General features: G+C 72.7%; 7 protein-coding genes. 2 read left to right on the top strand and 5 right to left on the bottom strand.

Annotation, left to right across the window (positions count from 1 at the left end):
• Positions 1-19 precede the first annotated feature (19 nt).
• The 4 genes from OG702_RS01810 to OG702_RS01825 all read right to left on the bottom strand — a co-directional run bounded on the left by OG702_RS01810 (position 20) and on the right by OG702_RS01825 (position 10,648).
• Entirely contained in the window at positions 20-6,469 is a 6,450-nt protein-coding gene (locus OG702_RS01810; protein ID WP_327287067.1) for an SDR family NAD(P)-dependent oxidoreductase, read from the bottom strand.
• Positions 6,470-6,830: 361 nt separating this feature from the next.
• Complete coding sequence (locus OG702_RS01815) at positions 6,831-8,117, bottom strand: NAD(P)/FAD-dependent oxidoreductase (protein ID WP_327287068.1); 1,287 nt, start codon at positions 8,115-8,117, stop codon at positions 6,831-6,833.
• Between the two features lie 189 nt (positions 8,118-8,306).
• Positions 8,307-10,100 (bottom strand): NAD(P)/FAD-dependent oxidoreductase, encoded by a 1,794-nt coding sequence (locus OG702_RS01820; RefSeq protein ID WP_327287069.1) that lies wholly within the window; start codon positions 10,098-10,100, stop codon positions 8,307-8,309.
• Positions 10,101-10,231: 131 nt separating this feature from the next.
• Entirely contained in the window at positions 10,232-10,648 is a 417-nt protein-coding gene (locus OG702_RS01825) for a nuclear transport factor 2 family protein (protein WP_327287070.1), read from the bottom strand.
• Between the two features lie 207 nt (positions 10,649-10,855).
• Between OG702_RS01825 and OG702_RS01830 the strand changes: the two genes are divergently transcribed.
• Together OG702_RS01830 and OG702_RS01835 are read left to right on the top strand one after the other, a co-directional pair.
• On the top strand, positions 10,856-12,403 hold the full coding sequence (locus OG702_RS01830; protein ID WP_442814275.1) for an MFS transporter: 1,548 nt from the start codon (positions 10,856-10,858) through the stop codon (positions 12,401-12,403).
• A gap of 130 nt (positions 12,404-12,533) precedes the next feature.
• Positions 12,534-13,733 (top strand): MFS transporter, encoded by a 1,200-nt coding sequence (locus OG702_RS01835; protein ID WP_327287072.1) that lies wholly within the window; start codon positions 12,534-12,536, stop codon positions 13,731-13,733.
• 84 nt (positions 13,734-13,817) lie between these two features.
• Here OG702_RS01835 and OG702_RS01840 read toward each other — a convergent pair whose 3' ends face one another.
• Positions 13,818-15,728 (bottom strand): multicopper oxidase family protein, encoded by a 1,911-nt coding sequence (locus OG702_RS01840; protein WP_327287073.1) that lies wholly within the window; start codon positions 15,726-15,728, stop codon positions 13,818-13,820.
• Positions 15,729-15,737: the final 9 nt, after the last annotated feature.

A 15,737-nucleotide genomic window follows, 5' to 3' on the forward strand; every position in this document is an offset into this window, starting at 1 on the left:
GTCCGTTCCTCGCTGTCGGTTACGACGTCGCGTCCGGTCGGCTGCCGTCCGTCGCGGGCAGTTGCCCGCACAGCGCGCCCGCCAGGGCGCGGGGGGTGCCGTAGGCCCACAGCAGTGTGGGAGAGAGCTTGAGCCCGAAGGCGGCCTCCAGCCGGTTGCGCAGTTCCAGGCTCATCAGCGAGTCGAGGCCCAGCGCCTTGAACGGGGTGTCGGACTCGACCCTGGCGGGGTCCATCCGCATGATCCGGCCGGCCAGTTCCCTGACCTTGTCCTCGGCCGGTGCGAGCCGCGCCTCGGGGGTGCCGCGCAGCAGTGCGGCCAGGAACTCGCCGCCGGAGGAGGCGGTGGTGTCCCGGGAGGCCGCGTACAGCTGCCGCCAGCTGCCGAGGGCGGCGGTGTCGGGGTAGGCGTCGAACCACTGCCGCAGCTGGATCGGTACGTAGCCGGTGACGGCGTCGCCGCGCTCCAGCATCGCCACGAGCGCGGGCCAGGCCTCCTCGGCCGGGAAGCCGCCCATGCCGCGCTCGGCCAGCCGGTCGCCGCGCTGCTCGTCCCTGGCGGCCAGCCCGATGCCGGTGAACGGGCCCCACTGCACGCTGAGTGCGGGCCGGCCGCGGCGGCGCCTGGCCTGTGCGAGGGCGTCCATGAAGGCGTTGCCGGCCGCGTAGGCGGCCTGGCCGGCGTTGCCGACGAGGGCGGCGGCCGAGGAGAAGAGGACGAACAGGTCGAGCGGGTCGCCCGCGGTCGCCGCGTCCAGGTTGGCCGCGCCGGCGACCTTGGGCGCCAGCACCTCGTCGAGCTGGGCGGACGTCAGATTGCGGATGGTGGAGTCGGCGAGCAGGCCCGCCGCGTGCACGACGCCGCGCAGCGGGAAGGCCCCCGCACGCACCTCCGCGAGCGCGGCCTCCAGCGCGGCGGCGTCGGCGACGTCGCAGGCGACGGTGACCACCTCGGCGCCGGCCGCGCGCAGCCCGTCGAGCTGCCCGGCGGTCTCGGCGCGCGGCGCCGAGCGGCCCATCAGCACCAGCCGGCCGGCGCCCCGGCCGGCCATGAAACGGGCCAGCGACAGGCCGAGTTCGCCGAGCCCGCCGGTGATCAGATACGTCCCGTCCGCCCGGAACCGCCCGCCGGGCAGCGCGACCGCGCTGACGGCGTCCACGGTGGAGGGGCCGACGAGCACGGTGACGCCGATGCCGTCGCCCACCTGGCCGCCGTCCGCGGTGCGGGCCTCGCCCGCAGGGAGGTCGGCGGCCTCGGCGAAGGAGCGTGGTGTCACCGGCAGCGGCGGCAGCTTCCCGGCCGCGACGAGCTTCCAGCCGGAGTCCAGGGCGCGGACGAAGCGGGCGGGCGTGCGGAGCAGCAGCCCGGGGATGTCGACGGAGGCGAGGGTCAGGCCGCTGGGCAGCGGCGTCCTGGTGGGGGTGACGGGGCCGAGGACGACCAGCCGCCCGTCGGGAGCCAGCGCGGTGGCGCCCGCGTCGGGGGCGGTGCCGGCGGGCAGGCCGATCATCAGGTCGACGCCGCGGCCTCCGGTGGCCGCGGCGACCTGGTCGGTCCAGGCCGGGTCGGCGGCGTCGAAGACGTCCAGGACGCCCTGGTCGCGGAGCCCGGCCAGGGTCTCCTCACCGGCGGCGGTGGCCAGCACGTGGGCGCCGAGCATGGTCGCGATCCGGACGGCGGCCTGCGCGGCCGCGTCTCCGGCCGCGACATGGATGAGAACGGACTCGCCGGCGTCGAGCCGCCCGAGGTGGGCCAGCGCGTAGCCGGCGGTGGCCAGCGCGAGCGGCAGCGGGGCCGCGGCCACGTCGTCGAGCCCGGCAGGCAGCGGCCGGGCCAGCGTGACGGGGACGGTGACATGGCTGGCCGGGGCGCCGGCGCCGCAGGCGGCGGCCCGGTCGCCGACCGCGAACCCGTCGACGCCAGGACCGGTGGCGGTGACCCGCCCGGCGCAGGAGCCGGTCAGCGCGGACGCGGTGACCTCGATCTCGATCTCGCCCTCCGCCGGGGCACGCCGGGTCAGCGGCACCGCCAGGGGCGCGGCCCCGGATGCGGCGGGCGCGAAACGGAACGGCTGCGGTGCGGTGTGCGCGGGCGGCAGCGCGTCGCCCGCGCCGGGCGCGGGCTCACCACGGCCGAGCCGGGCGGCGAACCGGCGGCCGCCGCGCAGCGCGGTCTGGTCCTCGCCGTCCTCGGCGGTGAGCAGCGCGACGGCGCCGGCGGCCTCGGCCTCGCCCGTGCCGTCGATGTCGACAAGTCGAGGTGTCAGCTCGGGGTGCTCGCGGCGCAGGACACGCCCGAAGCCCCAGAAGAGGGCGGCGCCGGGGTCGGGCAGGTCGGTGTCGACGGCGGGCTGGGCGCCCACCGTGACGACGGTCAGCGACGGCGGCGCGGTGCGGTCGGCGAGAGCGGGGACGAGCGCGGTCAGCGCGTCGAGCGCCGCACGCTGCGCGGCCCTGCCGGTCCCGGCGGGCGGCACGGCGAAGACGACGGCGTCCGCGTCGGCCTTGCCGGTGATGCGCCCGCCTGCCGCGGCCAGCGCGCCGGCGAGCGTACGGGCGAGCGCGGCATCCCCGCGCACCGCCCAACTCCCGCCTGCGGTCGAGACCGAGGCGCTGCCCCGGGCGCCGGCCGGAGCGCCGCCGCCGGCACCGAGGGCACCGGCGGCCTCCCGGCCACCTCCGGTGCTGCCATCCGCAGCAGCGCCACCGGCCGTGGGCTGCGCAGCCGGGCCGGCGCTGCCGGCCACCTGGCCACCTGCGGTGCTACCGCCCGCAGCAACCGCGGTCCCGTCCGCCCGGCCGCCGCCGCTCGGGGCCGCAACGGTGGCGGCGGACGTCGCAGCGTCGGCGGCAGCCGCCGGGTCCGCCTCCTCGCCGGTGGTGAGTTCCTGCCACTCCAGCCGGTGGAGGCGCTCGGACTCCGCCGGGCCGCCGCCGTCGCCCACCGCCAGCGGGCGCAGTTCGACGCCCTCCATGGTCAGCAGGGCCGTGCGGTCGGGGGCGTAGAGGGTGACGTCGGCGAGGTCGTCTGCGTGGCGTACCGCGTGCGACCAGACGGCGGTGACCGGCTCGGTGAGGTCGGCGTGCGTGACGACCCGCCGTATCGCCGTCGGGACCAGCGCGGTCCCCGCCGGGGCGTCGTCGAAGAGGGCGAGCGCGACCTGGAGGGCGCTGTCCCACAGCGCGGGGTGCAGCGTGCCGGGCCGTACGCCGCTGCGCAGCCGCTCGCCCAGCCGCACCTCGCCCAGTGCCTCGCGGCCGGGCCGGTGGCGCAGGGCGGTGACGCCCTGGAAGGCGGCGCCGTATTCGAGGCCGCGGCCGGCCCAGGTGCGGTAGAAGTCCGCGGTGTCGAGGTCCACGGCGTCGCCGTCCGGGCCGGTGCCGTCCGCCCAGGCGGGGAAGTCCGGGCCCGCGTCGCCGCGTGCCGCCCCGACGGCGCCCCGCGCCGAGGCGTTCGGCTGCCAGGCCTCGGCGTTCTGCGGCAGCGACAGCAGGCGGAAGGTGCCGCCGCCTGCGATGTCCTCGCGCCAGCGGGCCGTGAGGCGGATGACGCCGTCGTCCAGGGTGACGCCCCGGTCGAAGGTGATCTTCTCCAGCCGGGCCGGCAGCGCACCGGTGCGGGCGCGGATCACGTCCAGGGCGATCGACAGGGTGGCCGAGGCGGGCAGCACCGCGGTGCCGTAGACCCGGTGGTCGCCGAGCCAGGGCTGGTCGACCAGGGACAGTTCGAGCGCGGCCTGCCAGGTGTCGTCCTCGCCGGGGACGGCCGTGACGGGCACGTCGAAGCCGCGCGCGGTCCCGGTCCCGCCGCGCCGCTCCTGCGGCCAGTACGGATCCGCCCGCAGCGGGTAGCCGGGCAGTGCCACGGCGGCGTCGGAGGGCAGCGTCGCGAAGGGTTCGAGGCCGCGGGTGTAGCCGCGGGCCAAGGCGAGGGCGAAGTGCCCGGTGGTGCCCTGGTCGCGCCGCAGGGTGGTCAGCACGGCAAGCGAGTCGGGCAGTTCGGCCGCGATCTGCTCCACCGCGGGGGCCAGCACCGGGTGCGGGCTGATCTCGACCACATGGGTCACGCCGTCGGCGAGCAGCGCGCCCATGGCGTCGGCGAAGAGCACCGGGCTGCGCAGGTTCTCCACCCAGTAGGCGGCGTCCATCTCCGGGCCGTCAAGGCCGGCCACCCGGACCGTGGACATCAGCTCGGTGGCGCCGGCTCGCGGCCTGACCGGTTCCAGCGCCGCGAGCAGGTCGTCGCGTAGCGGGTCCATCTGCGGGCTGTGCGAGGCGTAGTCGACGTTGACGAGCCTGCAGTAGGTGCCGTCGGCCTCCAGCAGCTCCTTGAGCACCAGGACCGACTCCTCCTCGCCGGACAGCACGCAGGAGGTCGGGCCGTTGTGCACCGCGAGGGACACGCTGTCCTCGAAGCCTTCGAGCGCGGCGAGCGCGCCGTCGCGGTCCAGGTCGACGGCGAGCATGCGGCCCAGGCCCGAGGTGCGCCGCGCGATGGCGCTGCGCCGCGCCATGACCAGGGCGGCGTCCTCGTAGGAGAGGATGCCGGCGACGGTGGCCGCGGTGATCTCGCCCTGGCTGTGGCCGAGTACGACATCGGGTTCGACGCCGGCCGCGCGCCACAGCTCGGCCAGGCCCAGCGACATCGCCCACAGGGTGGGCTGCAGCATGTCGATGCGGGTGGTCCACTCGTCGCCGGCCCGGCCGGCGAAGATGTCCAGCAGGTCCCAGTCGCAGTGCGGGCGCAGTGCCTTGGCGCAGCGGGCGACGACCTCGGCGAACAGCGGGCTGTCGCGGTGCAGGGCCAGGCCCATGTCGCGCCACTGCGAGCCCTGTCCGGGGAAGACGAAGGCGACCCGGCGCCTGGGCACCGCCCGGCCGAGGACGACGCCGGGCACATCGGGGTCGGCGTCCGTCAGCTCGGCGACTGCCCGCAGGCCCGCGACCAGTTCGTCGTGCCCGGCGGCCACCAGTGCGGCCCTGACCGGGAAGTGGTCGCGCCGCCTGGCCAGGGCGCCGGCGGTGGCCGCCAGGCCGGCGTCGTCCGGCGGCAGGACGCCGAGCAGGTCGCGGGCGCGCTGCGCGAGCACCGGCCGCTCCTTGGCCGACAGCGGGAGGACGACGGGCAGCCCGGTGGCGGGGGCCGGGTCGGGTACCGGCAGGGCGGGCGCGAGGCCCTGCGGCGGTGAGGTGAGCACCACATGGGCGTTGGTGCCGCCCCAGCCGAAGGAGTTGACGCCGACGGTGACCACGCCGTCCGCGGGCAGCGCGACCGCCTCGCGGGCGACCCGCAGGCCCAGCTCGTCGAAGGGGATCGCCGGGTTCAGCTCCTCGGCGTGCAGGCTCGGCGGCACCGTGCGGTGCCGCAGCGCGAGCAGCAGCTTGAACAGGCCCGCCATGCCCGCGCAGGCCTCCAGGTGCCCGATGTTGGTCTTGATCGAGCCGATGTGCAGCGGGTCGTCCGAGCCGCGCTTGCCGCCCAGGATCTCGCCGATGGCGGTCGCCTCGATCGGGTCGCCGCGACCGGTGCCGGTGCCGTGCGCCTCGATGTACGAGGGGGCGCCGACGGGGTGCTCGCCGCCGAGGTAGGCGCGGGTGAGCAGGTCGCGCTGGCCGGCCGGGCTCGGGGTGACCAGGCTGTCGCCGCCGCCGTCGTTGTTGACCACGGTCCTGGCGACGACGGCGTGGATGCGGTCGCCGTCGGCGAGGGCGCGCGTGAGGGTCTTCACGTAGAGCGCGGCGATGCCTTCGCCGCGGACGAAGCCGTTGGCGTGCCTGGAGAACGCCTTGGACCGTCCGTCGGGCGACAGGCCGCCGAAGTGGGTGAGGCCCACGGTGACATGCGGGTCCATCATGAGGTTGACGCCGCCGACGATCGCCGCGTCGACGTCACCTTGCCGCAGCGCCTGGGCGGCCAGGTGCAGCGCGACCAGCGAGGAGGAGCAGCCGGTCTCCACCGTCAGGCTGGGGCCGCGCAGTTGCAGGAAGTACGACAGCCGGGCTGCGATCACGTCGAGCGCGTTGCCGACCAGGCTGTGCGGGGTGGGCCGGGCGCCGCGGTTGATGCGCAGCAGCTCGTAGTCGTGCCACGAGGCGCCCACGTAGACGCCGGTGCGGCTGCCCGCCAGGTCGCTGGCACGCTGGCCGGCGTCCTCCATGGCCCGCCAGCCGAGTTCCAGCATGAGCCGCTGCTGCGGGTCGATCGCCGCCGCTTCGCGGGGCGAGACGCCGAAGAAGGCCGCGTCGAAGTTCTCCACGCCGTCGACGAAGCCGCCGACCGCCTGGATGTCCTTGTCGGGGTCGAGCGGGCGGCCGGTGTCCCAGCGCTGCGCGGGTACCGGGACGATCGCCTCGCGGGACTCCATGAGCAGGGTCCACAGGCTCTCGGTGTCGGGGGCTCCGGGGAATCGTCCGGCCATGCCGACGATGGCGATCAGGTCTTCCGGATCGTACGCATTATCCGCGCGCATGGGTAGCCTTTTCGTCGTGCCCGGAAATGACCGGGCGGTCGTCAACAGCCACGTGGAATCCGGGCGCACCCTGAGAAATGGCGCCCATCACTACCCTACGGAGGACTCTGCCGCCCGCAAAACCCCTGAATCGGAGCGAGCAATTCATGCGGTATAACCCCTACCAGGCGCTAGGGGTGAATCCGTCGCACGTCCTCGCTGTTTCCCGCTCATTTCATTTCCGGGGCGCGCGGGAGAGGGGCGCGCGGGAGAACAGCCGGAATTCCACAGCGCGTCCGCACGGGTATGGATGCGGACGTGCTGTGGAAGTCGGTGTGCTCCGGGCGCCCGGCCGGCCCGGGGGCCGGACCGGCGGGCGGCGTCAGGCGGAGGCCGCGGTCTCCTGCTCGGCCGCCTCGGCACCTGCGATCAGGTCCTCCATATGGAGGTTGAGCATCGGGTGCTTGCCGCTGAGACCGGAGATGAGCTGCACGAAGTTGGCGTTCGGGGTGCGCTCGTGGTCGGGGTCGACCATCTCCGAGGCCAGGCTGTAGTAGAACTCCTTGTACTTCGTGCGGTCGTAGAAGCGCTCGACGAACATCCGGATCTCGTCGAAGAAGCCCCGGTAGGCCGTCGCGTAGCGGTCCAGCGCCGCGGCCTCGATCTGCGGGTGCTTCAGGATCTGGTCGACGATCTTCGACAGCGTGCTGCCCGCCAGGGTGGCCAGCGCCACGCCGGTGGAGAACAGCGGGTCGACGAAGGCCGCCGAGTCGCCCACGCAGACCCAGCCGTTGCCGTGGAACTGGGTGCTGGTGTACGACCAGTCGCGGGCCGAGCGCCAGCCGGCCGCCTGGTTGGCGGGCGCCAGCATCTTCTTGAGCTTGGTGGACTTCTCCACCTCGGCCATGAAGAGGTCGGGCAGCTTCTCGTCGGCCTGCCCGGCCAGCGAGGACCGGGTCACGTAGCCGACGCTGATGGTGCCCTTGTCCAGCGGGATGCCCCAGAACCAGCCGTCGTCCAGGCCCTCGATGAGGATGTTGGTGTACTCGTCGCCCGCCAGCCGCTCGCAGTTGTCGAAGTACGTCCACACCGCGACGTTGCGGAGTTCCTCGTGCCAGGTGACGTCGGCGTAGCGGCGGCTGAGCAGCCGCGACTGGCCGGAGGCGTCGACCACGAGCTTGGCCTTCGCCTCGTACGGCCGGTCGGCGCCGCGCAGGGTGTAGCGCACCCCGGTGACCCGGCCGTCCTCCTCGATGGGCTCCTTGACGGTGGCGTCCTCGATGATGAAGACGCCCAGTTCGCGGGCCCGGTCCAGGATCAGCGAGTCCATGTCGGCGCGCCGGGTGTGGAAGGCGTGGGTGTAGGCGGTGCCCTCCACGAAGGAGAAGTTCCACGGGACCTGCTCGTTGCCCCAGACCAGCGTGCCGCCGTTCTTGCGCTCGAAGCCGCGCTGGTCCATGCGCTCGGTGATCCCCATTTCCTCCATGGGACGCATGAACGCGGGAATAAGCGATTCCCCGACGTGATACCTGGGGAAACGCTCGCGGTCGAGCACGAGCACCCGGTGGCCGCGTTTGGCGAGGAGTCCGCCCGTCGTCGCTCCGGCCGGCCCCCCGCCGATCACGATGACATCGAATTCTTCCGGTACCCCATAGGGATTGGGTCGCATGCGAAGACCTTCCGCTAGTCCGATCCGGTCGCGGTCCTTCTGCCGCGGTGCGGCATGTCGAGTGGTCGGTTGCGCTCATCAACCGCGGTTGCCTTCATTATTCTTGGCGCGGTCTGAGGGATTTCTATATGCCGTCTGGAACCGTGCGGGAACGCGGCGGGCCTGCCTCGGCGGAGGTCCGGCGGACGGTCAGCGACGGCCCCTGAGCCCGCGCCACGTCCTGCGCATCTTGCGTATCCGGGTGTCGGCGATGTCGTAGGCGGTGCCCGCACCGACCAGGGCGAGCAGCAGGGTGCCCGACACGGCCATCAGCGGCGGCCGGTACTCGTTGCCCTTGACGTAGGTCCACTCCGGCTCGTCCCTGGGCCGCAGGGTCAGGTCGGCCTTCGGCATCCGGTCGAGGAACGGCAGCCGCCACACACCGGGCAGGGCCGCGTAGGCGCGCATCGCCGCCTTGGTGGCCGGCAGCTTCTCGCCGTTCTCCAGCCGCCAGACGGCCCGCTCCTCAAGGCCGCGGTGCCAGTTCTCCACGATGGTGGCCACCCGCTGCGGGTCGATCCGGTGCCAGGGCGCGGACTGCGACAGGTACAGCCGCCGGCCGAGGCCCTCCCGCAGGTGCCGATGCTCGTCCTGCTCCTCGCTGGTGCGCCCGTCGGTCTCCATCAGCCAGCGGGTGGCCCGGAAGCGGCCCAGCATCGCGGCCCCGAAGACCGTCAGGTCCAGCAGGTGGTCCAGGATGAAGAACCGGCTGTCGGCGATGGCCGGGCTGTACTTGGAGTGCACCATCGAGCGCATGATCCGCCAGTCGGCGGTCAGCGAGTTGTTGACGTGGTCGATGTAGTCGGTGTCGAGCCGGCTGTCCTGCACGTCCCGCTGGGCGATGTTGGCGATGTGCCAGGAGCCCACCATGGACAGCGAGATGCCCTGGCTGTAGTACGCGTCGATGATCGAGGAGGCGTCGCCGACCATGGCGTAGCGGCGGTCGGAGACGAAGGTGTCGGTGATGTGCTGGACGTCCTTGTACGCGCTGAACTCCAGCACGTCGTCCTCGTGCAGCCAGTCGAGCACCGGGTAGCGGCGCAGGATCTTCCAGAAGACGTCCCGCGCGTTGCCGTCCTCCGGGGGCCGGCCGCGGTGGTAGGTGACGCCGATGCTGACCCGGTCGCCGGCCAGCCGGATGACCCAGATCCAGTAGTTCTCGCCCCACAGGTGCAGGGTGTTGCGCTCGCGGCGGGCCACCACGCCGTCCGGGAACTGGTACTCCCACCGCTCGTCGAACAGGTCGTCGGTGCAGTTGGCGAACTGCGCCCACGCGGCGGTGGTGCTGAACTCGTCGCGCAGCGGCTTGTCGTGGCCGAACCTCTTGGCCAGGAAGCGGGCCCGCCCCGAGCAGTCGACCATCCAGCGGGCGGCGATCCGGCCGCTCTCGCTGCGGTCCCTGGACGCCCAGGTGAGCAGGTGGTCGCCGTCGCCCGCGCCCAGTTCGACGTCGCGCACCAGGCCGCGGTCCAGGAAGGTCACGCCCTCGGTGTTGCGGGCCCGGTCGCGCAGCACGGCCTCGATCTCCGGCCGGACGATCTGCGAGTCCTGGAACATCACCCGGGCGAACTTCGGGTCGTAGTAGTTGTCGATCCAGCGCTGCGGGAGCTCGCTCTCGAAAGCCCATTCCGAGACGCTGTCGTCGAAACTGGTCCTGCCCTCCATGCCGTAGGCCATCCAGAAACCGGATTTATGGAAGGAGTTGTTCAGTTCCTCGTCGATTTCGCCGAGTACCCGCAGAAACGCGTTGGAGTAGATGAGCAGCGACTCGCCGACCTTGTAGCTCGCGAGCTGCTTCTCGGAGGGCTGGTCGACGCAGACGACGGTCAGTCCGCGTTTCGCCATCGCGATGGTGTTGATCAGCCCGACAACCCCGGAACCGATCACGCACACATCGGCGCGGATGGGTTCCTGCGGCTCGGTCGCCTTTCGTGGTGCAGCCAACAGGCCCTCCTCAGATAGGTCCGTGTGCCGATCGTAGGCACCCGGACACCGGGCTGCGACTTCCGCATTGCTCTGATGTCCCCGCACACTTCAGCGAGGTGAAATAAAGGGGCGGCAAAACGAAAGGAGTGTCAGCCCGCGGAAGGTACCGAGTCGGGTGCGTAGGCCCGCACGATGCCGACCGTGTCGGAGATCCCGGAGCCCTTGACGACCTTTCCGTCGCGGAAGAGCCAGAAGTGCACGAAGCGCACGTTGAACTCCCCGCCGGAGGCGCGGAAGCGGCCGGTCCAGTCGCCGATGGCCGCGGCCCAGTCGCCGTCGACGCGCACCTCGTCGACCGAGAAACCGGTCTCCTCCAGGTACTCCAGGGCGCTGGTGAAGTAGGCGACGGCGCCGTCGATTCCGGAGTAGCTGCCCCGCGACCAGGGCAGCGACGGCGGGGTCTCGATCTCCACCGAGGGGTCGAACAGGGCGACGATCGCCTCGACGTCCGCCTTGGCCAGGCCGTCGTAGAGCTTGCCGACCAGCTCCTTGATCTGCTCCGACATGGTGATCCTTCCGGGGGGCGCTGCCGTGCCGCGGGACCCCGCGGCGGGGACTTCGAGTCTCGCCCGGTGCGGCAGCTCGATCATCGCCACGATTGCTCAATTTTTCACCGGAGTTGGCCGGTGCAACTGGCGCCCGGTACGGTTACGGTGTCAGGCTGACTGTGATCTGTTCCGTCCGGAATCGCCGGATCACAACTGGGAGCTGCCTTGACTACCGATCAGTTATCGGTGCCTTCGACCAGGGGCGCCGCCCGCCGTGCGGGGCGACCCGGTATCGCGCTCGCGGTGATCGTGACCTGCCAGCTGATGGTGGTTCTCGATTCAACGATTGTGAACATCGCCAACCCGCACATCCAAAAGGCGCTGGACTTCTCCACCTCGGGCCTTTCCTGGGTGGTCAACGCCTATACCCTGACATTCGGCGGGCTGTTGCTGCTCGGCGGCCGGGCCGGCGACATTCTCGGCCGCCGCCAGGTCTTCATCGCGGGCATCACGCTGTTCACCCTCGCCTCGCTGGCGGCGGGGCTCGCACAGGAACCCTGGCAACTGCTCGCCGCCCGGGCCGTCCAGGGCGTCGGCGGCGCCATCGCCTCGCCCACGTCGCTGGCGCTCATCACCACCACCTTCCCCGAAGGCCCGGCGCGCACCAAGGCGTTCGGCATCTACGCGGCCGTCTCCGGCGGCGGCGGGGCGATCGGCCTGCTGGCCGGCGGCATCCTGGTGCAGTGGCTGGACTGGCGCTGGGTCTTCTTCGTCAACCTGCCGATCGGCCTGGCCGTGGCGCTGCTCGCCCCGCTGTACATCGACGAGTCGGAGAAGCAACCGAGCCGCTTCGACGTGCCGGGCGCACTGACCTCCACGCTCGGCATGGCCTCGCTGGTCTACGGCTTCATCCGCGCCGCCGACGACGGCTGGCGGGACGGCTGGACGATCAGCGCGTTCGTCGCCGCCGTCGTGCTGCTCTCGCTGTTCGTGGTGCAGGAACGCAGGACCCGCAACCCCATCACCCCCCTGTCGCTGTTCGCCGACCGCAACCGGGCCGGCAGCTACGTGATCATGCTCAGCCTCGGCGGCTGCCTGCTGGGGCTGGTCTTCTTCCTGGTGCTCTACGTGCAGAACGTGCTGGACTACAGCGCCATCAAGACCGGTCTTGGCTTCCTGCCGGTGACCGGCGCGATCGGCGTGGCCGCGACGCTCGCCCAGAAGCTGCTGCCCAAGTTCGGCCCGAAGCCCTTCCTGATCTCGGGCACCGCGATCACCACCGTGGCCATGGTGTGGTTCACCCAGATCGCGCCGGACAGCAGTTACGTCACCGGGGTGATGGGGCCGATGATCGTCTTCGGACTCGGCCTCGGCCTGACCTTCGTCACCCTCACCCTGACCGCGGTCTCCGGTATCGCGCAGCAGCAGGTCGGCGCCGCCTCCGGGCTGCTCAACGCGATGCAGGGGGTGGGCGGCGCGCTCGGGCTGTCCATCCTGGTGACCGTCTTCGGCTCGGCCAGCCGCAGCGAGGGCAGGAAGCAGGCCGGGGACTTCCTGGCGACCGGCACCCCGCAGCAGAAGTCCGCGTTCGCCAAGACCGGTGCGCTGCCCGCGAAGTGGGCCGACGCGGTGCTCACCCACGGGGTCACCACCGCGTATCTGGCCGGGGTGGTGATCATCGGAGTCGCCTTCCTGATCTCGCTGTTCGTGATCAAGATGCGCAAGAGCGACCTGGCCGCGCTGAGCGGCGACGGTCTGCCCGGCGGGCTCTGAGCCCGCGGATCGGGCGGGACCCCGCTGGACGACGGCGGTCCCGCCTGTCGTGGGGCCGCGCTCACGAGTACGCGGTCCAGGAGCAATCCAGGAGTGGAGGAGCGGGCGCCGCGAGGCCAGCCTGACACACATGACCACCGACTCGGCACAGAAAGCCGCCGCACCGGCCAAGGCGACGCCACGGGTTCTGGTGCCGCTGCTCGCCGGGGGCATGGGTCTTTCGATGTTCATCCTCTACACCATCGGCTCGCTCGCGCCCTTCGTGATCGCGGACCTGCACATCACCAAGTCCGAACTGGGCCTGCTGACCTCGGCGGCGTTCGGCACCGCGACCGTGCTGTCGCTCTTCGCGGGGCACTTCACCGACACCTTCGGCGCCAGGCGGGCGTTCATCCTGCTCTCGGCGCTGATAGCGGTGGACTTCGCCCTGGTCGCGGCCGGGCACACGTACTGGCTGCTGCTGATAGCGGTGCTGATCGCCGGCATACCGCAGTCGCTGTCCAACCCGTCGACCAACAAGCTGATCGCCGCCCATGTGCCGCCCGCCAAGCGGGCGTTCGCCATCGGCGTCAAGCAGTCGGGGGTGCCGCTGGCGGCGCTCATCGCCGGCCTGGCCCTGCCGAGCCTGGCCCGGGCGACCTCGTGGCGTACCGCGGTGCTGCTGGTGGTGCCGATCGCCGCCGCGGCCTCCCTGGCTGCGGTCGCCCTGCCGCGCGACCAGGCGGGGCCGCCTGGCAAGGCGTTCGCGCTGCCGGCCCCGCCGAACCGGGCCACCCAGTGGCTGATGGGCTACTCGCTCTTCATCGGCGCCGGGCTCGCCTCGCTCAACACCTACCTCGCCCTTTACGCGCACGAACGCCTCGGCCTGAGCAGCACCGAGGCCGGCGCGCTGATCTCGGCGATCGGCGTCTCCGGCGTCGCCTCGCGGCTGCTGTGGTCGCGCTACGCCAACCGGATGACCGACATCCCCAAGTCGCTGCTGGTGCTGGCGCTGACCGCGATCGTCTTCGCCGCGCTGATCCCGGCGGCCACCAGCGGCCACTGGCTGGTCTGGGCGGGCGCGGTGGGCCTCGGCGGTTCGGCGGCGGCCGCCAACGCGGTGACCATGGTCGCGGTGACCCAGGGCAGCGGTTTCGGGCGCACCGGCCATGCCTCGGGCCTGGTCTCGATGGGCTTCTTCGCCGGCTTCGTGCTCGGCCCGAGCGCCTTCGGGCTGCTGTCGGACGGCCGGGGCGGCTACCGGGCCGGCTGGATCCTGGTGGCCGCCGAGTTCGCCCTCGCGGTCGTCGCGGTGTGGATCGGCAGGCGGTCCATCAGGTCCTGCGCCTGAGCGGCCGCCGCCCCTCAAACGTCTCCGCCCGCCGATGCGGCAGATCCGCGCCGGCGGGCGGAGTCACGAGGGGCCCCGGGCCGGTCAGTCGCCGTGCATGCCCGCCATGTCGAACGGGTCGGTGATCCCCTCGTAGGCGAGGGTCAGCGACATGCCCTGGCCGGCGTGCACCAGGTTGTGGCAGTGCACCATCCACAGGCCGGGGTTGTCGGCGGTGAAGGCCACCTTCCACACCTCGCCCGGCCGCACGTCGAAGGTGTCGAGCTTGAGCGGGCTGCCGGTCACCGCGTCGCCGTTCCTGGACAGCACCTGGACCGAGTGGCCGTGCAGATGCCACGGGTGGGTGTTCAGGCTGCGGTTGACCACCGTCATCTCCACCAGGTCCCCCTTGCGCACCACCAGGGCCGGCACATCGGGGAAGGCGTGGCCGTTGACCGTCCAGTCGCGGCCCTTGGTGGGGCCGGACAGCGACAGGCCACGGTCGAGCACCAGGGTGAAGCGGCGGTCGAAGTCGCTCCCGGCGGTGATCGGCCCGGCGGCGGGCCTGCCGTAGGAGGTCAGGTCCAGCTCCGGCCAGGCGGTGGTGTCGGGCGGCGGGGCCGCCTTGCCGCCGCCTGCCACGAGCCGCAGGCCGCCGGCCCTGTCGTCGTCGGCCAGCAGGGCGACCGAGCCGGCCGGCATGGTCAGTGCCAGGTCGTACCGGCCCCCGGCGGCCAGGCTCAGCGCGGTCCTGGTCAGCGTGCCAGGTCCGTTGAGGTCGTTGCCGTCGGCCGCGACGAGCCGGTAGGGGGCGCCGGCGAGGGTGAAGCGGTGGGTGACGTTGTCGGTGTTGATCAGCCGCAGCCGCACCGGGCTGCCGGGCGCGGCCTGCCGGGTCTCCACGCCGTCGTGGGCGCCGATGACGGGGGTGCCGCCGAAGGTGTGGAAGGGCAGGGTCAGGTCGGTGTGCGTGGCCGGCGCCTTTCGCGGGGTGACCACCAGCGAGCCGTAGAGGCCCTTCTGCACGCCCTGGTCGGAGTCCTGGTGGGTGTGGTACCAGTACGTGCCCACCTGCTCGGCGAGGAAGCGGTAGACGAAGGTGTGCCCGGGCGCCACCGGGTCCTGGGTCAGCCCGGCGGCGCCGTCCTCGGCCGCGGGGACGTCGTAGCCGTGCCAGTGGATCGACACGCCCGCGGTGATGTCGGCGTTGTGCAGGGTGACCTCGACCAGGTCGCCCTGTACGGCGGTGATCGGCGGTCCGGGCACCTGGCCGTTGAACGTCCAGGCGGCCACCCGCTTGCCGGACGCGAGCGTGATGGTCGCGGTGCGGGCGGTCAGCCCGTACTGGCGGACGGTGCCGCCCGGGCTCGGCGCGGCCGGGCCGGTGTAGCCGGCCACCGACACTCCGGAGGCCGCCGGATAGCTGATCGCGGGGCCGCCGCCGGCGTCGGTCTTCGGGCTGCCCGCGAAGGTGGTCAGCGCGCCGACCAGGCCGACCACGACGGCCGTCCCCCCGACGCTCAGCCGCACCCCGCGCGGCCTGCTGTCCAGCAGCCGCCAGGTGACCAGGGCCGCGAGGGCCACCACGGCGACGGTGACCAGCGCGACGGCCACGGTCGCCGGGTAGCCGATCAGCAGGGTGACGACGAGTCCGGCGGCCGCCGCGTATCCGGCGGTGAACAGCGGTACGGCCACCGGCGAGGTGTCGCCGTCGAGCGCGGCGCGCGCTCTGGCCGCCCGGGTGAGCCGGGACGCGCTCATAGCGACGGCGGCGGCAGCGGTCAGGCACTGCAGCGGCAGCTCCAGTACCGCCTTCTCCTGGACGAACCACCAGCCGCCGGTGGTGCCGAGCACCACGGTCAGGCCGACGCGCGCCACCGTCAGCAGCAGGCCGAGGGCGGTGAGTGCAAGGGCCGGTAAGGAACGGCGGGAGGCCGCGGTGGTCCCGGCCGCCAGCCAGGCCGCCGCGGTGAGCACGACGGCGACGAGGTCAAAGGTGATCAGGTTTGCGGTCACTGGGGGTGT

It is taken from the genome of Streptomyces sp. NBC_01198, from assembly GCF_036010485.1.
GTDB lineage: Bacteria > Actinomycetota > Actinomycetes > Streptomycetales > Streptomycetaceae > Actinacidiphila.